Origin of the sequence: Photobacterium phosphoreum, assembly GCF_002954725.1 — a bacterium.
Lineage (GTDB): Bacteria > Pseudomonadota > Gammaproteobacteria > Enterobacterales > Vibrionaceae > Photobacterium > Photobacterium phosphoreum.
Genome location: NZ_MSCQ01000002.1, coordinates 1,244,665 through 1,265,779 on the forward strand (window position 1 = coordinate 1,244,665; position 21,115 = coordinate 1,265,779).

General features: G+C 36.0%; 21 protein-coding genes and 1 tRNA gene. 12 read left to right on the top strand and 10 right to left on the bottom strand.

The annotated features are described in order from the left end of the window. Window positions 1-389 precede the first annotated feature (389 nt). Entirely contained in the window at window positions 390-932 is a 543-nt protein-coding gene (locus BTO21_RS17405; protein WP_205068426.1) for a hypothetical protein, read from the bottom strand. 167 nt (window positions 933-1,099) lie between these two features. On the opposite strand from BTO21_RS17405, the gene BTO21_RS17410 reads away from it, so the two are divergent. Then, entirely contained in the window at window positions 1,100-1,582 is a 483-nt protein-coding gene (locus BTO21_RS17410) for a GreA/GreB family elongation factor (protein ID WP_045029501.1), read from the top strand. A 28-nt stretch (window positions 1,583-1,610) separates the two neighbouring features. Here the strand turns inward: BTO21_RS17410 and BTO21_RS17415 are convergent, their stop codons facing one another. Continuing rightward, window positions 1,611-2,516 (bottom strand): LysR family transcriptional regulator, encoded by a 906-nt coding sequence (locus BTO21_RS17415; protein WP_045029502.1) that lies wholly within the window; start codon window positions 2,514-2,516, stop codon window positions 1,611-1,613. 130 nt (window positions 2,517-2,646) lie between these two features. On the opposite strand from BTO21_RS17415, the gene BTO21_RS17420 reads away from it, so the two are divergent. The 4 genes from BTO21_RS17420 to cspE all read left to right on the top strand — a co-directional run bounded on the left by BTO21_RS17420 (window position 2,647) and on the right by cspE (window position 9,224). After that, window positions 2,647-5,481, top strand: coding sequence for an FAD-binding and (Fe-S)-binding domain-containing protein (locus BTO21_RS17420; RefSeq protein ID WP_416055190.1), 2,835 nt, complete (start codon window positions 2,647-2,649; stop codon window positions 5,479-5,481). 543 nt (window positions 5,482-6,024) lie between these two features. Beyond that, complete coding sequence (locus BTO21_RS17425) at window positions 6,025-7,071, top strand: HlyD family secretion protein (protein ID WP_045029506.1); 1,047 nt, start codon at window positions 6,025-6,027, stop codon at window positions 7,069-7,071. Continuing rightward, the gene (locus BTO21_RS17430; protein ID WP_045029507.1) at window positions 7,071-8,582 is read left to right on the top strand and encodes a DHA2 family efflux MFS transporter permease subunit; all 1,512 of its coding nucleotides are present in this window, start codon (window positions 7,071-7,073) and stop codon (window positions 8,580-8,582) included. The genes BTO21_RS17425 and BTO21_RS17430 overlap by 1 nt, the downstream gene beginning before the upstream one ends. A 429-nt stretch (window positions 8,583-9,011) precedes the next feature. Continuing rightward, window positions 9,012-9,224 (top strand): transcription antiterminator/RNA stability regulator CspE, encoded by a 213-nt coding sequence (gene cspE, locus BTO21_RS17435; protein WP_036791338.1) that lies wholly within the window; start codon window positions 9,012-9,014, stop codon window positions 9,222-9,224. Window positions 9,225-9,615: 391 nt separating this feature from the next. Here cspE and BTO21_RS17440 read toward each other — a convergent pair whose 3' ends face one another. Together BTO21_RS17440 and BTO21_RS17445 are read right to left on the bottom strand one after the other, a co-directional pair. Next, window positions 9,616-9,831 (bottom strand): hypothetical protein, encoded by a 216-nt coding sequence (locus tag BTO21_RS17440; RefSeq protein WP_105026934.1) that lies wholly within the window; start codon window positions 9,829-9,831, stop codon window positions 9,616-9,618. 235 nt (window positions 9,832-10,066) lie between these two features. After that, complete coding sequence (locus BTO21_RS17445) at window positions 10,067-10,621, bottom strand: YbhB/YbcL family Raf kinase inhibitor-like protein (protein ID WP_045029511.1); 555 nt, start codon at window positions 10,619-10,621, stop codon at window positions 10,067-10,069. A 158-nt stretch (window positions 10,622-10,779) separates the two neighbouring features. On the opposite strand from BTO21_RS17445, the gene BTO21_RS17450 reads away from it, so the two are divergent. Further along, entirely contained in the window at window positions 10,780-11,700 is a 921-nt protein-coding gene (locus tag BTO21_RS17450) for a LysR family transcriptional regulator (protein WP_045029512.1), read from the top strand. A gap of 27 nt (window positions 11,701-11,727) precedes the next feature. On the opposite strand, the gene BTO21_RS20135 is transcribed toward BTO21_RS17450, so the two are convergent. Further along, window positions 11,728-11,880: a hypothetical protein gene (locus tag BTO21_RS20135; RefSeq protein WP_156728302.1), complete on the bottom strand. Its 153-nt coding sequence runs from the start codon at window positions 11,878-11,880 to the stop codon at window positions 11,728-11,730. After that, window positions 11,880-12,272, bottom strand: a complete 393-nt coding sequence (locus tag BTO21_RS17455; RefSeq protein ID WP_045029514.1) for a hypothetical protein — start codon at window positions 12,270-12,272, stop codon at window positions 11,880-11,882. Before BTO21_RS17455 ends, BTO21_RS20135 begins: the two co-directional genes overlap by 1 nt. 233 nt (window positions 12,273-12,505) lie before the next feature. Here BTO21_RS17455 and rpoS point away from each other — a divergent pair, with 233 nt between their 5' ends. Together rpoS and BTO21_RS17465 are read left to right on the top strand one after the other, a co-directional pair. Beyond that, window positions 12,506-13,360, top strand: a complete 855-nt coding sequence (rpoS, locus tag BTO21_RS17460) for an RNA polymerase sigma factor RpoS (protein ID WP_045029516.1) — start codon at window positions 12,506-12,508, stop codon at window positions 13,358-13,360. A gap of 203 nt (window positions 13,361-13,563) precedes the next feature. Beyond that, complete coding sequence (locus BTO21_RS17465; protein ID WP_045029518.1) at window positions 13,564-14,076, top strand: hypothetical protein; 513 nt, start codon at window positions 13,564-13,566, stop codon at window positions 14,074-14,076. A 69-nt stretch (window positions 14,077-14,145) separates the two neighbouring features. On the opposite strand, the gene BTO21_RS17470 is transcribed toward BTO21_RS17465, so the two are convergent. Next, window positions 14,146-14,236 (bottom strand) — tRNA-Ser (locus tag BTO21_RS17470). Between the two features lie 310 nt (window positions 14,237-14,546). Here BTO21_RS17470 and BTO21_RS17475 point away from each other — a divergent pair. Next, on the top strand, window positions 14,547-15,116 hold the full coding sequence (locus BTO21_RS17475) for a hypothetical protein (protein WP_045029519.1): 570 nt from the start codon (window positions 14,547-14,549) through the stop codon (window positions 15,114-15,116). Between the two features lie 114 nt (window positions 15,117-15,230). On the opposite strand, the gene BTO21_RS17480 is transcribed toward BTO21_RS17475, so the two are convergent. Continuing rightward, window positions 15,231-15,623, bottom strand: coding sequence for an H-NS family histone-like protein (locus BTO21_RS17480; RefSeq protein ID WP_045029521.1), 393 nt, complete (start codon window positions 15,621-15,623; stop codon window positions 15,231-15,233). A 615-nt stretch (window positions 15,624-16,238) separates the two neighbouring features. Here BTO21_RS17480 and BTO21_RS17485 point away from each other — a divergent pair. Further along, complete coding sequence (locus BTO21_RS17485) at window positions 16,239-18,161, top strand: BCCT family transporter (protein ID WP_082056854.1); 1,923 nt, start codon at window positions 16,239-16,241, stop codon at window positions 18,159-18,161. 102 nt (window positions 18,162-18,263) lie between these two features. On the opposite strand, the gene BTO21_RS17490 is transcribed toward BTO21_RS17485, so the two are convergent. Both BTO21_RS17490 and BTO21_RS17495 read right to left on the bottom strand, forming a co-directional pair. After that, window positions 18,264-18,893: a phage repressor protein CI gene (locus tag BTO21_RS17490; RefSeq protein ID WP_045029522.1), complete on the bottom strand. Its 630-nt coding sequence runs from the start codon at window positions 18,891-18,893 to the stop codon at window positions 18,264-18,266. Between the two features lie 411 nt (window positions 18,894-19,304). Next, window positions 19,305-19,553 carry an Ogr/Delta-like zinc finger protein gene (locus BTO21_RS17495; protein ID WP_036792931.1) on the bottom strand — a complete coding sequence of 83 codons (249 nt, stop codon included), beginning with the start codon at window positions 19,551-19,553 and terminating at the stop codon, window positions 19,305-19,307. A 654-nt stretch (window positions 19,554-20,207) separates the two neighbouring features. On the opposite strand from BTO21_RS17495, the gene BTO21_RS17505 reads away from it, so the two are divergent. Both BTO21_RS17505 and BTO21_RS17510 read left to right on the top strand, forming a co-directional pair. Further along, window positions 20,208-20,777, top strand: coding sequence for a lysozyme (locus BTO21_RS17505; protein WP_045029526.1), 570 nt, complete (start codon window positions 20,208-20,210; stop codon window positions 20,775-20,777). Window positions 20,778-20,788: 11 nt separating this feature from the next. After that, a complete protein-coding gene (locus BTO21_RS17510) occupies window positions 20,789-21,106 on the top strand; it encodes a hypothetical protein (RefSeq protein ID WP_045029527.1) in 318 nt (105 codons plus the stop codon). Window positions 21,107-21,115 lie beyond the last annotated feature (9 nt).

Below are 21,115 nucleotides of genomic sequence, written 5' to 3' on the forward strand. Positions count from 1 at the left end.
ACGGTATTAATATATAGTGATATCAACCTTGCTCATTGGGAAATAAATGAGAGGTTTATAATGAAAACACGCAGTCGCAGACAGTGGTTTTACCATAAAAATCAAACAACTAAAGCAGTTAAAGCTTAAGTTTAAGAAAACATTTCTTTGTGGGTGATAAAGAAATGAATACATTTAATTATCCTCTAATTAAGTGTTTGTTGAAAATTGTTTATAACAAAGCTCAACCGCAAAGTGGCCAGGAATCTATATTCACGTTGTAAAATTTCTGGCTAACTTATACTCCTTGTTATGTAATACTTTAAATTTTTAATGCCTATAAAAAGCAATCGTTTGCTTTGGTGTTGATTTGTTTCTTATTAATAATAATTATTATGCACTATTTCTAATTATCTATATAAATTACCACCAAGAATAAGATCGCTAGGTAAGGTAGTAAGCGACATATTACCAATATAAATATTACCGTCGACAACCAGTTTATTAGGTAAGGCTCGAAGTTGGCTATTTTGAAGTAACAAATTCCCTTTAACATATAAGTTATCGGGTAATTTTTTGAGTTGAGTATGAGCAACACTGAGATCACCGTGCACTTGCAGTCCAAAGTTAAGCTCTTTAATTTTAGAGTATGCAAGGTTGATATAGCCATCGACTTTGAGTGCTAAAGGTAAATATTCAATATGACTATAGGCTAAATTAAGATTTCCTTTAACCGTTAGGCTTAGCGGTAACAAACGAATACGACTATTTTCAAGATTAAGATCACCACTGACTACGAGGGGATCGGGTAATCGAATATCGCCACTGTCTGTTAATGAAATATTACCGTAGCTATCTTGATAATTAAGTAAATGAGTCGGAGTTAATGCCAAAGCTGGTTGGACGATAGTGAATAAGCTGATCACGCATAATAGTCGTTTTAAAATAGACATATTGATAGACACCGCCACTTTTCATAATGAGTAAGTGCTTATATCGGACGATATTGGACTTTCTTTAGGTTTTAATGAGCATTTAATGGCGGTGATCGTTGTTGTTTTTGTTTGTGTTTCTATTCAATGTATAATCAGCGCCCATTTAGCTAATAGGTTAATCGTTAATGAACAAACAAGCGTTACTTGAGCGTATTCAGGCACAGTTAGAACAGACGTTACAAATAGCGACTGAGGCTGCGATGCGTGCTTATAATACCGCAACTGACGATGAAAATGTGGCTGAAAATAAATATGATACTTTTGCATTAGAAGCTTCTTATCTTGCTCATGGTCAAGCATTGCGAGTGACTGAATGCAAAGCTGATATTAGTGCGTATCAACAGTTATTGGCCACAATGCCCACCCAACAAGATACGGTTGTTGTTGGTCATTTAGTCTGTTTAGAAGATCATGATGGTAACGTCAAACGTGTATTTTTAGGTCCTGCAGCCGGTGGATTAAAGTTTATTATTGATGGGCAAGATGTGATTATTGTGACGCCAACATCGCCTTTTGGTGAAGCATTACTTGGCCGTGAAATCGATGAAGAAGTCGATATTCATATTGGTGGTAATGTCATATGGTTTGATGTGATCAGTATTGCATAGTGTAATAAACACACGATGTAGTAAGGGGTTATTGGAACTGATTACGATTGCGTTGATAATAATAATATAAATGCTCAATGAATAATTTGACTTTAGTTGGTTGCTGTTTGGTATAAGGATATACCGCATAAATACCTAATGATTTAGCGACATAAGGTGCTAATACTTCAACTAATGCGCCTTGGGCTAAGTCTTGAGCGACTAATATCTTAGGAACGTAAACCAAGCCTTGACCATGTAATGCTGCCCCCCGTAGTGCAGAAGCATTATTGGTTGTAAAATTGCCATGAACATTGATCGTATGGGTGCCGAATTTATCGTTAACGAGCCAAGCATTAGCCCCTGTTTCTTGAAAGCTATAACCAAGGCAATTATGGCAACTTAATTGTTCGGTATCGACAGGCGTACCATGTTGAGCAAGATAGCTGGGTGCACCACATATCACCCACCGCGCTTCTACCAATTGTCGTGCAATAAAACTAGAGTCCGGCATTGCGCCTGTACGAATAGCGAGATCAAATCCTTCCTGTACTAAATCAACAAAACGATTATCGAGATCCATTTCAATGTGAATATCGGGATATTTCTCACTAAAAGCGGCAATCGCCTCTGGCAGAATAAGTTCACCAGAGATAGTGGGAACCGTTAAGCGAATATTGCCCGTTAAACTTTCACCTAAACCACTCATGGCGTCATTGGCATTTTGAACTGCGTTATACACTTCTCTAGCATGGTGATAAAACACTTCCCCAGCTTCTGTCAGTGTTAATTTTCGAGTGGTGCGGTAAATGAGTTGTACCCCTAACGCATTCTCTAACGCTGTTATGCGTTTGCTGACGACGGATTTCGTTAAGCCGATATGATCGGCGGCCTTACAAAAGGAACCGGTTTCAATTAGATGGTAAAACAGTAATAAATTTTTAGTGGTTGGCATTAGTATAGTTTTTGCAACACAGATGTGAATTAATCAATATATATCAACTATACCGATAGCAGTAAAATTATTCATCCTTTATTGAAATAGTAAGCATGGTATTTATGCTTAAAAATAATCACATGGAGCAATGATGCAGCCTGCTTATACGGATTTGATAGAACAATTACGCCAGCAAATTGATGAAAAAAGAATTATTACCGATCCAACCTTAACCTTGGCTTATGGTACTGATGCGAGTTTTTACCGTTTGTTACCGCAATTAGTTCTACAGCTTGATACACTCGATGAAGTTATTTTTGCGATTAAAACCTGTTATGAACGTCAAATAGCCATTACGTTTCGCGCAGCAGGCACCAGTCTTTCTGGTCAAGCACAGTCTGATTCTGTGTTAATTACCTTAACGCGACGTTGGCGTGATTATAAAGTGTTGAATGAGGGTGCTCAAATTTGGCTGCAACCGGGTCTTATTGGTGCAGAAGCGAATACCATTTTAGCCCCATTTGGACGTAAAATTGGCCCCGATCCCGGTTCAATCAATAGCTGTAAAATTGGAGGGATTGTTGCTAATAATGCTTCAGGTATGTGTTGTGGTACTTCTCAAAATAGCTACCGTACCATTGCAGGTATGACGGTGGTTTTAGCCGATGGTACTTTGCTTAATACTTTAGATCTCAACAGTATTGCCGCGTTTAAAAAAAGTCATCCAAAGATGATTTCAGAACTGATGCTATTGGTGAGTGAATGCCAAGCTAATCGTGTTTTAGCCGATAAAATTCGTCATAAATATCGATTAAAAAACACTACTGGATACAGCCTTAATGCGTTGGTGGATTTTGATGATCCGATTGATGTCTTGCAACATTTATTTATTGGCTCAGAAGGGACGTTAGGTTTTATTGCTGATGTGACTTATAACACTGTTATTAACCATGCTTTTAAAGCGTCTGGTCTGTTCGTGTTTGCTGATATTGAACAAACATGTCTTGCTGTCAGCCAACTCAGTAAAACCCGTGTTGCAGCGGTAGAGTTAATGGATAACCGTTCATTAGCATCCGTAGCTGAAAAGCCCGGCATGCCACGTTTTATTGCGCAATTAGGTGTGGATGGTAATACTGAGGCAGCGGCATTATTAATTGAACTGCATGCTGAAGATGAACACGATCTGCTGCTTCAAAGTGATGGAATACAACAGATAATCAATGCGTTTTCGCCCATTAAACAAATAGATTTTAGTCGTGATGCTAAAGTGTGTGAGCAATTATGGGGCATTCGTAAAGAACTATTTCCGGCTGTTGGTGCAGTACGAGAAAGTGGCACAACGGTTATCATTGAAGATGTCGCCTTTCCAATTGAACAATTAGCGCCCGCCGTACGTGATTTACAAACACTCTTTGTGCAATTTGAATATCATGAAGCGATCATTTTTGGTCATGCTTTAGCGGGTAATTTACATTTTGTCTTTACACAGGCATTTGATACGCAAGTTGAAATTGAACGTTACAGCGCATTTATGGATGCTGTTGCCCAATTGGTGGCGGTTGATTATCAAGGTTCATTAAAAGCCGAGCATGGTACGGGTCGCAATATGGCACCCTTTATTGAACTTGAGTGGGGGTATGATGGCTATCAGCTGATGCTGGCGATTAAAGCTATTTTTGATACGCGCGGAATATTAAATCCGGGTGTGATCATTAATGCAGATAAAAAAGCACATATTAAGCATTTGAAAGCCATGCCCATTGCGGATGAGCTTATTGATAAATGTGTTGAGTGTGGTTTTTGTGAGCCAGTATGTCCATCACGTAATTTATCGTTAACACCGCGTCAGCGTAATACCGTATTTCGTGAAATATCACGTTTGCGACGCAGTAATGAAGATCCTGCTCGTTTAGCCGCAATGGAAAAAACCTACCGCTATTATGGACTTGATACCTGTGCGGCTACTGGGCTGTGTGCTGAGCGTTGCCCTGTTGGTATTAATACTGGGGATTTAGTGCGTAAATTACGCCAAAATCACACTGAAAAAGCCAAGAAAATTGCTTCATGGACAGGGGACCATTTTGCAACAGTGACCGCTTCTGCAAAGGCTGGATTAACTATTGCGAGCCAAATGCATAAAGTATTGGGCACGAACAAAATGCGTAAACTAACGCAAAAGGCTTATCAACTGTCAGGGCATAAAATACCGCAATGGACGCCACATTTACCATTGCCTGCTGCGAAAATAATAGCCCCTGTTATTAACGGGATAACAAAAGAGCGAGTGGTGTATTTTCCAAGTTGTGCAGCTCGAAATATGGGGGTTGAAGTACAAGCAAAAGATAAACGTCCATTGGCTGAAGTAACGATGTCTTTGCTGGAAAAAGCAGGCTATGAGGTGATATTGCCTGCAGATCTCAATAATCAATGTTGTGGAATGCCTTATACCAGTAAAGGCTTTCCTGAAACAGCACACCTTAAAGCACAGCAACTTGAACGCGTTTTGTGGGAGGCTTCAGAGCAAGGCCAATATCCGATATTGATGGATACCAGCCCATGTGCCAGTACCAGTAAGCAACATTTACGAAAAGAACTTACTATTTATGAACCGTTCCAATTTGTGGCTGAGTTTGTCTTCTCAAGATTAGAAATTATCCCTCAGCAAGAGCCGGTGATGCTACATATTACTTGTACGTCACGACGCCAAGGCTTAGCACCACTTATCGAGCAAGTAACTAAAGCCTGTGCGCCACATGTGATTATTCCCGATGATATTAGCTGTTGTGGTTTTGCGGGCGACAAAGGCTTTACTAAACCAGAACTTAATGCCAGTGCTCTCGCCCCATTAAAAGCGCAAGTACCGGCAGGGTGTAGTGAAGGGTATTCAAATAGTCGAACCTGTGAAATTGGTTTATCAGAACACAGTGGTATTGAGTACCGCTCAATTTTATATTTAGTTGATAAAGTGAGTCATCGTCGCTAATCACGATGGGTTGATTTTCGTTAAAAAAGAGTTTGATTATTGGCTCGAATAAAAACCTCACATTGTTGAGGTTTTTATATTTAGATATGTCCAAATTATGTCGTTCCAGCTGAGAAACTTTATTTTAGTGCGTGTATTAGTTACGTAACGCTTAAAAAGTAACCATTAATAAAAATGGTTTTTAAGTTTTTATATTTAAAGTTAAATAATAAAAAGAACTAAAAGTTATCTGATAGTGGTGGTTTAGTGAGGGAAAATCATTAAATTAATGCTTTTACTCTAATTCATATTCGCTAATGCTTAAAATGAATGCTTATAAAAGCAGTTTGTGAACTCTATCACTGTTTGCTGTACTTGAAAGCCTTGGTTTGCAGGATTATTATTTCAACACTTTAATTTTTGTATTTATGTTTATAATAATACAGTTGCACTATTGTTAATGTGTGTATGTATTTTTTGTTAGCAGGTAAACATTTTTAGCTAAAATAATCCCTATCATCTAGACTCAAATTTAGCTAACTATTAGCTAAATAGGATAAATCCATGGCAACGACAGATACGGCTCAAATAGAACAGTCAAAACCAGCAAAAAAATCAAATAAGTTTCGTAATATTATCATTTTTATTATTATTGCTGCTGGTTTAGGTACCGCAGGATATTTTTATACTCGCCATCAAAAATTATATCCAAGTACTGAAGATGCTTATATTCATGCCAACATTCTTTATGTTGCACCGCAAATTAGCGGTAAGGTTTTAAATGTTAATGTTGAAAATTATCAGCATGTTACTGAAGGGGATTTATTAGTTAAGATTGATCCTGCGCCTTATGAAATTCAGTTAGAACAAGCGAAAGCGGCTTATGAAGTGGCCAGTCAGCAAAATAAAGCCACCGATGATGCAATTTTAGCGGCGAGTGCGAATGTACGTGCGGCTGATGCTAACCTTGTTGATGTTCAAAAAACATACCATCGTGTGATGGATTTAGTGAACCGTAAATTATTACCGTTACAACAAGGTGATGATGTCAAAGCAAAATTAGCTGGTGCGCAAACGGCACTTGAAGCTGCTCGTGCAAAAATGTCGCAATTGATTAATCAACAAGGTGCGAAAGGCGATGAAGCCCCGCAGGTAAAACAAGCGGCAGCTGCATTAAGCCAAGCTACGTTAAATCTATCGTATACCAATATTTATGCGCCATATGATGGTGAGTTAGGAAAAGTCACTGTTCGCCCTGGTAGTGTTGTTTCGCCTGGTCTTGCAATGATGCCATTAATTGAAGACAACACCGCATGGCTGCAAGCTAACTATAAAGAAAAAGATGTCGGCTTATTAAAAGTAGGTATGACAGCAGATGTTGTTTTAGACATGTATCCTGATGTGACTTATCAAGGTCAAGTTGAAGCACTTTCACCTGCGAGTGGTTCATCTTTCTCATTATTACCCCCTGAAAACGCAACCGGCAACTGGGTGAAAGTGCCTCAACGTTTCCCTGTTCGAGTAAAATTTACTGATTTAAAAAATAAGCCATTACTTCGTGTGGGTGCGAGTGCTGATGTGACTATTGATACCCAATCAGAGACGAAGTAATGAGTGGGTCAGTCACGCCAGCTAATCGCACATGGATCACCTTAGCCGTTATGTTATCAGCGATCATGGTATTGCTGGATATGACGATTGCCAACGTTGCATTGCCACATATGATGGGGGCACTAGGGGTTACATCTGAGCAGGTGACGTGGGTACTTACTTCCTACTCAATGGCTGAAGCTATTTGTATACCGCTGGCAAGTTATTTTGCGCTTAAATTTGGTGTGCGTAGATTACTCATCGTTTCGGTGATTGGTTTTATCATTAGCTCCGCTTTGTGTGGTCAAGCTGATAGCCTTGCTGAGATGGTTATCTTTCGAATAATGCAAGGCGCGTTTGGTGCGTCTGTTATTCCATTAGCACAATCAACCATGGTACAAATTTACCCTGCAAGTGAGCGCGGTAAAGCGATGGCATTATTCAGTGTCGGTATTTTATTGGGTCCTATTTTAGGTCCAACAGTCGGTGGTATTATCACTGAAAATATGGATTGGCGCTGGATTTTCTATGTCAACGTACCTGTAGGTGCATTATGTCTTACCTTGGTTTATCTGTTCGTTAAGATAGACGGTAAAGGTGAATCAAAATTAGATTGGCCATTAGTTATAGGCATGACCGTTGGTATTGGTCTACTGCAAATGGTACTTGATAGGGGCAATGAAGAAGGATGGTTTGCATCTAACTTTATTCTCTTTTCATTGATCATTAGTGCGATTGCTTGGGTATTCTTCATTGTGCGTTCATGGCGTACAAAAGGGGATGTCGCGCCAATGTGGCTACTAAAAGACCGTAACCTTGCGGTGTCATGTTTAATCATGGCAGGCTTTTCGATGGGGTTATTTGGTATTACGCAGCTACAACCGATGATGTTGGAACAGTTACTCCATTATCCGGTCGAGACGACGGGGTTTGTGATGGCACCCCGCGGGTTAACATCAGCGATTGTATTGTTAGTCATGGCGCAATACATGGATCGATTAGATCCCCGAATGCTGGTGGCTGTCGGACTTGGATTTAGTATCTTTGGTACTTATTTAATGATGCAATACTCAATGAATATTAATTTATATTGGGTATTAATACCGTCAATTATTCAAGGCATGGGAATGGGATTAGTATTTGCCCCATTGAGTCAAATGGCATATCGAACCTTAGAGGCGAAATATGCAGTTGGTGGGGCGGTGATGTATAACCTTTGTCGAACCATTGGTAGTTCATTTGGTATATCGATAGTAAATACTTACTTTAGCCGTACACAACAGCGTGAATGGCATGCATTAGGTGCTGATATTACCCCAATGAATCCTATATTGCAGCAGCAGGCAATGCAGCACCATACCACGGTTACTGATCCTAACTTTATTGCTCAATTAGGTGCGCTATTGCACCAACAATCGACATTACTGGCATTTGTATATACGTTTGGTTTTTTGATGTTTTCTTATGTTGCATTGCTACCTTTATTGGTATTGTATAGATTTAAGAAAAAAGCGATTAGCACGAATGAATAAAGTGTCTTGATTTTCGTATATACCACTAAAAGGTAGGGTTTCTGCCTTTTAGTGGTTGTGATTTAATGCTTATACTAAAGCGGCTAAATTTTTGACCTAGCGGTGAGTTTTATTGTGTCATCCCAATGTGAACCACTAGTCGATCATTGGTATGGTTGGCTATTGATATGTATACCTTTTTTAAAACCGGTCACAAAATGTACGCTATAAAAAACTTTACAACCGCAAGGTTTAATGCGAATATACTTTTACTCTGTAGCTAGAGTTATTGATTGAGAATTAAGTTAAAGAAAAACCCTTAGAAACATCTTCGTTATTGTTGTGTACACTAGTGTTTCCCTTCGCTTTTCATCATCATATTGAATAATTTAAGCTTCAGTGCATCGCATTTTGCGATAATTTTAAAAAATCTATATTAAGGGACACATTATGTCTAACAAATCAACTGGTCTAGTAAAGTGGTTTAACGAAGAGAAAGGTTTTGGTTTTATTACTCAAGACAATGGCGGCGCTGACGTATTCGTTCATTTCCGTGCAATCGCTTCTGAAGGCTTCAAAACTCTTGCTGAAGGCCAGAAAGTGTCTTTTGAAGTAGAGCAAGGCCAAAAAGGTCTTCAAGCTGCAAACGTTGTAGCTCTATAATTTTATAGTTAATCTATAAAGTTTGATAAAAGCGTAAATAACAATGTTATTTACGCTTTTGTAGTATCTTGGATCCGTATTTAACGATCATCACTTTCACTGCTTTTCTTAATGTCCTTTCCTGCTACTATTTTTACTCCGATAAATCCTATTATCTTCATTAATATAAAATAATGTCTCTAACTATAATTTAAGTATTATATTTACCAATACCAATACCAATACCAATACCAATACCAATACCATTAATTATAAGTGGTCATCTTTCAAAAGCATTAGATTCGCATGTGCTACCATTATAGGACCTATCACCCTCGCGGGCATTCACTGTCGGGAATGACGAAAAAGGGTATTAAATTAGGTCATAAATTTATTGTAATCGGTATTATTATTATGAATAGTTAAAACTAACTAAGCGTCCATCATAAGAGCAAATGAGGCTTATAACCTTTTTTTTAAATGCTTGTTGGCAACCATAGACAGTTTTTAAATATTGAATTTCATCTTGTATATTACTTTCAAATTCTGGTGGATAAACAGCATCGATTGTTAATGAATTGCCAGTAATTGTTTGATGTGTAAGACGAATGTTTTTCCAATGTGTCATGCTGTACCTTATTTAATATTATGTATATCATTAAATAGTACGTCATTCTGTATATTGTTGATAGCAGTATAGGGTGTTATTGGTGATAAAGAGGTTACTATTCTGTATCTGGTTTATATATAGCATAAACTATACATAATAATGGGAAAACTGGAGGGGATAAATACAAGAGAAGTATTAGTATTATTAAAAAGCCACTATGAAGAGTGGCTTTTGTGTGAAGTGGTAGGTGTTTTTATCGTGCGTTAGTCGGTGCAATAAGACGAGCTTTACCAATAACGTGCGCTAAAATGTTATAACCTGCTAATGCTGGTGATGCATTTTCAGGTAGTTTAATATTCGCTGTATTTAATGCATAAACAGTGATTTGGTAATTATGTGGTTTTGCATTTGGCGGTGGGCACGCGCCACCAAACCCTTTAAAGCCAAAGTCATTAGTTACCATACTTGCACCTTTTGGTAATGCTTTACCACCAACAGTACCAGCGCCTTCGACAAGTGAATGTACATCAGCGGGAATATTAATCACACTCCAATGCCACCAACCACTGCCTGTTGGTGCATCAGGATCGTACATTGTTACCGCAAAGCTTTTTGTTCCAGCCGGAACATCGGTCCAACTTAATTGTGGAGATTCATTTTTCCCGGTACAGCCCCATTGGTTAAAGAGCTGCTGATTACTCAATGTTTGATCATTGGTTACATTTTGACTGGTTAATGTCATTGCGGCTTGTGACATAAAAGAGGGTAAAGTAAAGAGCATGGCCACAGCAATTGTTTTAATTTTCATTATTGCACCTTTGAATGGTTAATCTATATTATTAAATAAATTATGATCATTAAACGTTAATGTAAAATACCTTACGCCTATGATGTATCATTAGTTACAATAGCTCAAATCAATAAAAATATACGAATAGTTGAGAAAAAATAACTTAAGGATAAAAATTGAGATCATTTCCCCCGTTAAAAGGTATTATTTATTTTGAAGCTTGTGCAAGGTTACAAAGTTTTAAATTAGCCGCTGAAGAATTATTTGTAACACCAGGAGCTGTGAGTCATCAGATCCAGACGCTTGAGGAATTTATAGGTCAAAAATTATTTATTCGTCAACATCGAAAAATTAAATTAACCAATGCCGGAATACGATATTTTGGTCGTATTTCATTGATTCTAAAAGATTTAATTCGAGCGACGACTGATGTGGGTTTTATAACAAAAACACAAAAAATAACGGTGTCGATTCCACCGACGTTATTAAATCGATGGTTATTACCACGTATTAATTACGGATACTTAACGGCAAATGATATTTCAGTTGTCTTTATTGATACCATTGAAATGTTAGATTTAAATAGAGAAAATATAGACATTTCAATACGTTACTGTATTGATAGGCCGAATGAGAAATATTGCCGGTTATTATTTCAAGAACAAATGATTGCGGTATGTGCTTCGAGTTATATTGATCGGCCTTTAATCAAACTTTCAACGGAATTATTAGCGACCAGTACGTTGATTGAAACGACCAATAGATTAATTCAATGGGATTTGATTTTAGCTAATAATAATATCAAACCGCATCCAAATCAGAGTAAGGTTTACTTTCAAAGCTCAATGCATGCAATTGAAGCTGCAATACAGGGGCTCGGTATCGCTTTCATTAATCGTATTTTTGTTGAGTCGTATTTACAACAAGGAATATTGATAGAGGCGATTGATATGAAAGTAATGGAGGATAAGATTCCTAGTTATTACTTAGTGAGTAATTATGAAAAAATGCAAAATCCAGCAACTCAACTTCTTTATCAAGAAATTGAGTCATACATTAATGATGATATTACAACAACTAATGTTGATATTTTTTAAGGGGCAGTGTTATTGAATTAATGCGAATTACTCAGCATGCATTGCAATATCTGTAATCGCATTATCATTCTCAATATCTTCAAGCAGTGATCTTAATATTAAAATTGCTTGTTCTAGTGAATATTCATTAGAACTCACTAATGCCTGAATTTGTTGCTGATAATCTGATAATTGCCTCACTATTTATCCTTATAAACATCAGTTGTTAATTTAGCACTGTATTTCTCACCCAATAAACTATCGCGTGCTGCTGACCATGCATTGGCATAACACATTGCTAATTTTGCATTATCGCTACTAAGGATAGTTCCTTTTTCAATCGCTTCTTTTTTATCATAGCATTGGGCATTAATTGTTTTGCTATACACATCACCTTGGTTAGTTAGATTATAAACTTGATCCTTAGCTGTTTTTGTTACTTGTTGTAAACAATGAATAAGCCCTTGTTCGTCATAATTTTGATTAGTAACACATGATTGTACAACAATCGAATTTGTTGCATTCGCTGTTACTGAAAATAGCGTACCAAGAGTAACAGTCGCTAAAAGTGTGTTTTTTAAAAAAGGAGACATTTATATTTACTCTGTTATTTATCATCTATATATAACAAATAATATACCTTAAGCATATAAAGTAAATGCGATAAATAATGAAAAAGACTATTTATTACGTTTTAAACTGCCCTTTTGAGAAAAGCTAATAGCTGGGTTAATTTACGTAATCATTTGTTGTGTAAAAGATAAAAATAGAGTTAATATGTTGCAACTAAATAACAGTTAGAATGATAAATGCTCAAGGATGATGTATGAGGGAAGTTACATTTGAAAGTGATGTAGTTCGTCTTTATTTGAATGACATATCGTTTAAGCCTTTACTCACTAAGGCTGATGAGATTCTTTATAGTCGTAAATCATTATTAGGTGATGAAAGGGCTAAATGTGTTCTTATTGAGTCTAACTTACGTTTGGTTGTTAGTTTAGCTAAAAAATATCGAGCATCTACTTTATTACTGAGTGATTTAATTGATGAAGGAAATATTGGTTTAATTACTGCTGTGGAAAAGTTCGATCCAGAAAAAGGCTTCCGTTTTTCTACTTATGCATCGTGGTGGATTAAACAAACCATTGAACGTGCTATTCATAATCAAAGTCGTACTATTCGATTACCCGTACATGTGTCAAAAGAAGTGAATACTATTTTACGCGCTCATCGTGATTTAATGAGTAAAAATAATAATGAACCATCGCCAGAAGAAATTGCGGCGTATTTAAAGCGTGATGTGAGCGAAGTATCATTTCTAATCACAAATAATTTACATGTTTTATCGTTTGAACAAACATTGAATGAAGATGAAAATAATTCGTTATCATCTTTTATTGCGGATGAAAATTCTAATTTAGACAAAGGATTAGAATATAATGACATGCAGATTATCACTAAAAAAATGTTATCTAAATTATCAGATCGTGATCGTGATATTATTTGCCGTCGCTTTGGTTTATTGGGCTATGAACCGCAGACATTACAAGAAGTTGCTGATGCTATTGGATTAACACGTGAACGAATTCGTCAATTACAAATAAAAAATCTTACTCGTTTAAAGCGTTCTTTAGTTAATGATAATTATGATATGGAAATGTTGTTTTCTGCCTCAGCATAAGTAATGCCATTGATATAATTTGTCATATTTTGAAGGGAGGGTATAAGTCATCCCTTTTATATTTGGTATAAATACAGGGAGTGATCATAAACACACAGTTATGCTCCATATCTGTAGATTGCGATTTGTATTGAGAGGCATACTATAAAAGTTACGTACATAGTGATGAAATCATTATTGTTCATAATTTTAGGAGTATTGTTATGCCAATTACTGGTGAAGCATGTGAACATTCAGAATTACTGAATGTATTAATTTCTCGGCAATCATTATTATCTACCAATAGAATGCAATATATTGTTTATGCTGCTGCATTAGCGTCTAAAAATAACCATGTGCTACAAATGATCCAACACCTTGTTGGGGATGTAACAATCAATCAGCGTCAAGATATCCATCATGCTGTTGTCAGAATGGCGGCGACTAATGCTTACTATATGGCAATGCATAGTGTCGAATTAAGATGTAATCTTACTAATGCGATGCAGTTAGCACCTTTAAAAGAATTAGATGTTGAAGACCAAACTAGCTATTATTATGCGTGTATTGCGGCTTGTTTAGTTAATAATGGTTACAGTTGTTTAAAGAATCATATTACACTTCTACGTTCTTGTGATGAGTCTGATGATTCAATTAATATGGCATTAAAATTAACAGCCTCAGTGTTAGCCATGTGCCAATCAAATTTTAATAATAACTGTTTTTTAGATAAGTGATTTATTCTAAAACAAATGAAAAATTTAGATATAAAAAAACCGCTAATAAATTAGCGGTTTTTTTTAATGTGGCGGAGAGATAGGGATTTGAACCCTAGATACGCTATAAACGTATGCCGGTTTTCAAGACCGGTGCTTTCAACCGCTCAGCCATCTCTCCATACTGCATATAATAAAGTTAAAGGATTGAGCTGTAAATATATTTATCAAAATGACTGTCTAACTGCATGCTAAATAGACGATATTGATGTTTTATAAGGCTTTTTATCCATTTACTCTTAAAATATTGAATGTATGTAATGGTTTTTGAATTTTTAATTATGTAATTAAATTAACACTATAGTCTGATGTAATAATATAAAATCATATGATACTATTCACTTTGATATTAGTGTTATTCAAATTTATATATGGATATACGCTAAATATTAAGATTAAATTTTTTATAATCACTATTAATTATTAATGGTATGTTGAGAGATATTGCTGTGATTGATCTATTAAAAGATATATTAGGATGGACATCTGTGGTGTTTTATATCTTAATTACTATATTTAACACGATGAAAGTTACCCGTTATGCCGCTTTTGCTTCTGCGACTAACGATACAATATGGTCGATTTTGATGGGATGGTGGCCGAAAGTTATTCTTAATTTATCGGTTACAGCAATAAATTTATACCGATATTTTAAAGATTTCACTCAAACAGCGAAGATTGTTATTCAGCTATTGGCTGCGGTAATGATCCTTGGTATATCGTACATCGTTTATGTTGCGGTGCATGCTTTTATTGCTGAGCCAACATTGGCGGTTGGATTACAATTTGTTGATTTAGGCGTGATTGTTATTGCATTGTATATGACCGAATTGAAAAAATATCGCATATTGATGTTGTTATCAGGTTTTGTTGGGATGGTGGGGTATTTTGGTAATCCACAGATGATGATCATTAAAGCTTTAGTTATTATTATTATGAGTTATAAGCTGTTTACAACACGTAATGATACTCCTGAGCAACGAGCTGCTGAAAATAAGTAAAATATATAAAGCATCAGGTATTCTGCATATAGTTATTGATATAAAAAACGCTCATTGCTTAACACAATGAGCGTTTTTTATTATCTGCTTAAATGTAGATACGTTATATCTAATTTAGATTTCAAAGCTTGCTAGAGCATCGCCGTTATCTAATAATTGTTGCAGAGCTTTAGGTGTACGACCTTGGCCTGTCCACGTTTTTTCATCGCCATTTTCATCTACAAATTTGTATTTAGCTGGGCGAATGGCACGTTTTTTCTTTGTTTTTGGGTTATCGCCAATTAATGCGATTAATTCTTCAGGTGTAATACCTTCAGCGGCAAGCATATCGCGGTACTTCTGCAGTTTTGCTTCTTGTTCTTTATTTTCGGCTTTAGCTGCTGCTTCTTCCACACGACGTTCTTCAACGATTTGAGTGAACTTTTGTAGACCTTCTTGTAGATCTTCAATAGACATTTCACGCGCTTGAGCTCTTAAAGAGCGTAGATTTAAAAGAGTTTCAATCATGTTATTAGTTCTAAATAAAAGTAATTTTGTCTATTGTACTTAACTTTTATAATAAGACACTAAAAATAGTTACTATAGTTGTAACTAAATCTCATTTTTTCTTTTAATTGTCATATTGCGACGGGTTTATTTAATTTAAAAATATAGAGATGACGGCTATTTGTTCATTGGTGGCTAATTAATAAGAAAAATGCAAGCTAGAGGTTATCTTACCGTTATTATATTTTTCAATTATCGCAAATGTTAGCCACTGCATAAAAAATAAAGAGCTATTTATTCATTATAGTGCATTAAAAGCCACAGATTTAACTACCAATATGCTCTGTATTTGATATTAGTATTTGTAATTAGGGGAGGGAGTAGCATAAAGATTTTATCTTTATTGCTTGTTGATATGAATAATAAGTCGATTATTTGTTTCTGTTTGTAACAGTAAAGTCATGTATCTGATTAGTAATTCATCAGATAGTGGATATTTGCGTAAATCATTGATTATTTATTACTGGATTAAAATAATTCATCGTTACCATAATCGATGTTATTTGTGTGTTTAGTGTTAAAAGAACATCATATATGTAACTTTTCATGGATGATATATAGCAGTAAGGATATCGTTTGAGTACATTACGTAAAAATTTCGAATTAATTGATAAGCCCACATTTTTTGGTGCATTAGCAATGCTGATCTCGGTGGTTGTTCCACTTCTTTTGTTCCCTAAAGAAGGGGCTGAGTGGATTGCCATCGCTAAATCCTTTATGACAGACCAACTCGGCTTTTTATATTTAGCATTGGGTATGGCTGCTTTCTTTTTTATGATCTACATTGTTTTTTCTGATATTGGCCAAATTAAATTGGGCGATGCAGATGAAGAACCTGAGTTTAAAACGGCATCATGGGCTGCAATGCTATTTTGTGGTGGTATCGGTGCAAGTATCTTGTACTGGGGTGCTATCGAGTGGGCTTATTATTATCAAAGTCCACCATTTCAATTAGAGCCAGGTAGTGAAGAAGCGGTACGTTGGGCTGCAACGTACGGTGTATTCCACTGGGGGCCTATAGCATGGTGTATTTACCTTGTACCTGCAGTGCCTATTGCCTATTTCTTTTATGTTCGTAAACAACCGGTCTTAAAAGTGTCTGCTGCGTTAATGCCTGTTATTGGTGAAGCGCGCAGTCATGGCTGGATAGGTAAAGTAATTGATGTCCTGTTCATTTTTGGTTTATTGGGTGGTGGTGCAACAACACTAGGTCTAGCTGCGCCATTGATCACTGAAGGTGCGCACTATTTATTTGGTACGCCTAAAAATACACAAACACAAATTATTGTATTACTGCTATGTACTTGTATTTTTGGTTACTCTGCTTATGCCGGTATGGAAAAAGGCATTAAAGTACTGAGTAATATAAACTTCTGGGGTGCATTAGGTTTACTAGCGTTCATTCTAGCGGCTGGCCCAACGATTTTCATGTTAGAAACTGGCTTAGATTCATTAGGTCGTATGTTGTCTAATTTCTTCATTATGGCAACGTGGGCTGAACCTTTTGGCGGCTACGGTACTTTTGAAGATACTCACTTCCCACAAGATTGGACAATTTTCTATTGGGCATGGTGGTTAGTATTTGCACCAAGCATGGGCTTATTTATCGCACGTATTTCTCGTGGTCGTACAATTAAGCAAATGGTAACAGGCTCTATCTTCTTTGGTTCTATGGGTTGTTTCCTTTTCTTTATGGTACTGGGTAACTATGGTCTATCGCTACAATTATCAGGTACGCTTGATGTTGTTGGTATTTTGAATGCAGAAGGCGCAACCAAAGCTATCTTCTCTATTCTTGAGCAATTACCGTTTAGTACGATTGTTATTGCGGTATTTACACTATTATGTTTGATTTTTACAGCAACAACGTTTGACTCTATCTCATACATTTTAGCTTCTGTTGTTCAAAATGATGTAACAGAAGAGCCAATGCGTTGGAACCGTTTGTTCTGGGCATTTGCAATGTCGTTCATGCCATCAGTGTTGATGTTTATGGGCGGTCTGGAGACACTACAAACGGCTGCAATCGTTGGTGGTTTACCACTATTATTTATCACTGTAATGTTAATGATTTCAGCGGTAAAAGCGGCTTCACTAGATTTAAAAAATCAAGATGGTTACGAAGATCCTGTGATCAATATTGAAGATTTGCCAGATGTTGATCCATGGTCGACAGAAGGTATGGCATTAGCGAAGTTTGAGCAATTGAAAGATGCCGCGATTGAAGCTGCTGAGGCTGAGCGTAATGCATTAGATGAAATCTGGAAAATTAAGAAAACAATTCGAGCAGAAGCATTGGCACACGGTAATAGTGGTGCAGATATGGGTGATGTTCCTCAAGAATTAGCGGATGAGTTGCACCGTCTAACTGCAGAAGCAATGGCGGCAAAAGAAGCTAAACTTGAAGCATCAGAATTAGCTCAAGAAGCTCGAATCGTTTTTAATGATATTATTAAGCAAAAAGAAGAAATCTTAGAGCTAGAAATGCAAAAAGCATAGAGAGTAAGAGATTAGATACTTTTATAAGGCGATCTTCGGATCGCCTTTTTTATTGGTATTTTTATTGGTATTTTTTATTGCAAGAGTAATAAAAGTGGTTAGTTATACGTGATCAATCGAAATCATAACTTTGCCAATTATTTTAATATCGTCTTGTGCAACGGCTACTGAAGATTGACCATAATGCAGCACTAACTGATTACCAGGCAGACGTTGGATATCATTAATAGACAGTAGATTATCAATCATAATCAGATAGCTACCGCTAACGGCTAGATTATCACTTTTATCGATGATCAATGTTGCAGACGTGATTTGTAATGCCATAAAAAGGTGATCTTTAATATTGGCTTGGTTGAGTAGTACAGGGTCAAAAAATAAAGCGGGCAGAGACGTCAGTTCACCTGATTTTAATTGATAATGAGGTAAGGTTAATACTTTCTCTTGAGTCGATGTTACCTTGCTAGGAAATGCCTCGCCTTCATTTAAGAGTAGCCAACGCAGTGATACCCCTGTGGCAAGGTGGGAGCGAATAGCGATTTCAAATGGCGTTGTTTCCCGAGTGTGCCATGTGGAGACGGTACCTCGTGGAATACCAAAAACATCAGCAAGATCTTGATATTCATCGATGTTTAAGACTGAGCATAATTTAGATGTGACGGCTTTTCCACCGAGGTATTGGTAGGAGGAAATAGTAGGAACATGAGATTTATGTGTTGGATTAGGTTTCATTTAGAACTATCAACCCTATCAAGGTAATGGAATAACAGCAAATTAAGTATTTAATACAGGCAATAACAGGCATTAAATGACATCTTATGCATAAAGCTTGGTTAATGTATTTAATGATAATTATACATTTACTTTATGTATAGGTATGTAAATTTACTAATTTTGGGTTAAAGGTGAAACTTGTAGCGTATTATTTTGCAATATTTTGTCATATTTGACTCGTTTATATAGAAAGTGCCGCTATATCGTATGGATTGTTACTTATTCATTTTATACCGTGATGTGATAGTTAATGTTATATATCCTAAAAGCAATAAATAATCATATTCCCCTTACAATCTTACAAAGTGCTTAGTTATTATCATTTATATATTGAGCATTAAAGCGGAACGAATAACGTTCCGCATAAATTTATATTGTTAGCATTTGATGAAGTTCTTTCACTTTTTCCGGTGGCATTGTTTTAACTAAAGCAATGACAAGTTCATTTACGTTTTTTGCAGATGGACTGATGGTATGACTAAAACCTAAAGACATAACAAAAGTATGTCCACATTCAGGATCTGAGCATGAACAATATAAATCTGCTGCTGCATTTGAAAACCAGTTTGTTTTATTAATACGTGCTTTTTCGCCACACTGAGTACAATGAATACGCATTGCCATTTGAATTACCTATTTAATATTGAGGCAAAAATTCAAGAATCATTGGTATAAGCAATGTCATTACCCACAAAGAGCTAAAATATTGTGAGCTTTTAGCTCGATATAGATAAGCTTAAATTTTTGCTTTTATGGGAATGATAGGATTACCTACCGCTATCAACCTCGATCTGCTGCATTTTAGTGAATGAGATGTCGGTTAATTGCTCAATTCTGTCATAAAAACCCACTTCTCATATCAAATGGTAAAATGAAATTCGGATTAATTCGGATTTTTACTCTTTTCCGATAATCTCATAACGTCAATTGATGCATTAAGTTTTCAAATGAATAATAATCACTGCATCAAGTAAAACACTGGAGTAATAAGAAATATCAATATTGAGACTTACATCATTGGAGATAGATATTGGGGGAAAATCCCTATTTACTTCAAATAAACAAGGAATTATAAGATGTATGAGTTATTGGATTGGTTAGTAAATAAAATGGTGTTCGTGGTATTTGTTATCATCGGCCATTTTCAATTCATGACAATAGAAGCTTGGTCTTTAACTATTTCGTGTTGTATGGGGATATTCGCTTTATCACTGAGTTATTGGCATAAGAAAGTTATGCAACAAATAGCAAGAGAGAGAGGAATATTCATTCATGAATAAACTAAGACCAATTTTATGCTCAATTACTGCAGTGATAGCGCTCCTTGGTGATGGTGGCGTTGGGGATAGTACATTACCAATAAGAAATGTTGTTATTGCTGGAGAAAGCCAAGGGAAATTAAAACTAACATATAAAGGATTAAAACTTATAGGAGATTATGAGGGGTGTAGGTTAGATGCTTATCGCTGCCCTGCTGGCTATAAAACAAATGGTATTGGTAATATTCATAATATAACCACCGATATTATAGATAATGAACAAGTAGCAAAGGATTGGGTATTAAATATTCAGCAGGCTGAATCTTGTTTAAATAATGTTATTGGGAATAATGATATTACGCAAGGACAGTATGATGCTTTAACATCATTTATCTTTAATACTGGCTGTAAACGTTTTATGAAAAATAAAGATCTTACTGATACAAAAATATCTACCTATGTAAGATCTGGAAAAATACCGCAGGCTTGTTTGCAATTATCTCGCTGGGTTTATGGCGGAGGTAAAAAACTAAAAGGCTTAGTAAAACGAAGAATGTCAGAATATTCACGGTGCATTGAATAGGATGTGTGCCTATGAGGTTATTATTATTATCAATTATCTTTGTTTTATTAGTGAAATCTGAATATATGGACCGTGAGTTAAGTTCTTTAATTATAGATAGAGACAATATTTTGATGATTAATAAATCAAATACAGCCAGTTTGAAATTATTAGTAGATCAGAAAAAAGAGAATAATGAGTTATTACTACAACGGGAACAGCAAAGAATAAAACAGCAAGGAGAACTTGCTTTTACTACAGAATCGTTACATAACTTATTGTATGAAAAAGAAAAATATCATAAGCATTGGCCTGATGATGTTATTGATTGGTTGCAGCAACCATATTGAACCAGTGCG

Coding starts and splice junctions, on each gene's coding strand:
- BTO21_RS17415 (WP_045029502.1), bottom strand. CDS start 2,516: ATGCCAACCACTAAAAATTTATTACTGTTTTACCATCTAATTGAAACC.
- BTO21_RS17480 (WP_045029521.1), bottom strand. CDS start 15,623: ATGATTGAAACTCTTTTAAATCTACGCTCTTTAAGAGCTCAAGCGCGT.
- BTO21_RS17455 (WP_045029514.1), bottom strand. CDS start 12,272: ATGTCTCCTTTTTTAAAAAACACACTTTTAGCGACTGTTACTCTTGGT.
- BTO21_RS17410 (WP_045029501.1), top strand. CDS start 1,100: ATGAACAAACAAGCGTTACTTGAGCGTATTCAGGCACAGTTAGAACAG.
- BTO21_RS17510 (WP_045029527.1), top strand. CDS start 20,789: ATGAGGTTATTATTATTATCAATTATCTTTGTTTTATTAGTGAAATCT.
- BTO21_RS17440 (WP_105026934.1), bottom strand. CDS start 9,831: ATGACACATTGGAAAAACATTCGTCTTACACATCAAACAATTACTGGC.
- rpoS (WP_045029516.1), top strand. CDS start 12,506: ATGAGGGAAGTTACATTTGAAAGTGATGTAGTTCGTCTTTATTTGAAT.
- BTO21_RS17445 (WP_045029511.1), bottom strand. CDS start 10,621: ATGAAAATTAAAACAATTGCTGTGGCCATGCTCTTTACTTTACCCTCT.
- cspE (WP_036791338.1), top strand. CDS start 9,012: ATGTCTAACAAATCAACTGGTCTAGTAAAGTGGTTTAACGAAGAGAAA.
- BTO21_RS17495 (WP_036792931.1), bottom strand. CDS start 19,553: ATGCGTATTCATTGTACTCAGTGTGGCGAAAAAGCACGTATTAATAAA.
- BTO21_RS17420 (WP_416055190.1), top strand. CDS start 2,647: ATGATGCAGCCTGCTTATACGGATTTGATAGAACAATTACGCCAGCAA.
- BTO21_RS17465 (WP_045029518.1), top strand. CDS start 13,564: ATGCCAATTACTGGTGAAGCATGTGAACATTCAGAATTACTGAATGTA.
- BTO21_RS17505 (WP_045029526.1), top strand. CDS start 20,208: ATGAATAAACTAAGACCAATTTTATGCTCAATTACTGCAGTGATAGCG.
- BTO21_RS17430 (WP_045029507.1), top strand. CDS start 7,071: ATGAGTGGGTCAGTCACGCCAGCTAATCGCACATGGATCACCTTAGCC.
- BTO21_RS17405 (WP_205068426.1), bottom strand. CDS start 932: ATGTCTATTTTAAAACGACTATTATGCGTGATCAGCTTATTCACTATC.
- BTO21_RS17490 (WP_045029522.1), bottom strand. CDS start 18,893: ATGAAACCTAATCCAACACATAAATCTCATGTTCCTACTATTTCCTCC.
- BTO21_RS17425 (WP_045029506.1), top strand. CDS start 6,025: ATGGCAACGACAGATACGGCTCAAATAGAACAGTCAAAACCAGCAAAA.
- BTO21_RS17475 (WP_045029519.1), top strand. CDS start 14,547: ATGTTGAGAGATATTGCTGTGATTGATCTATTAAAAGATATATTAGGA.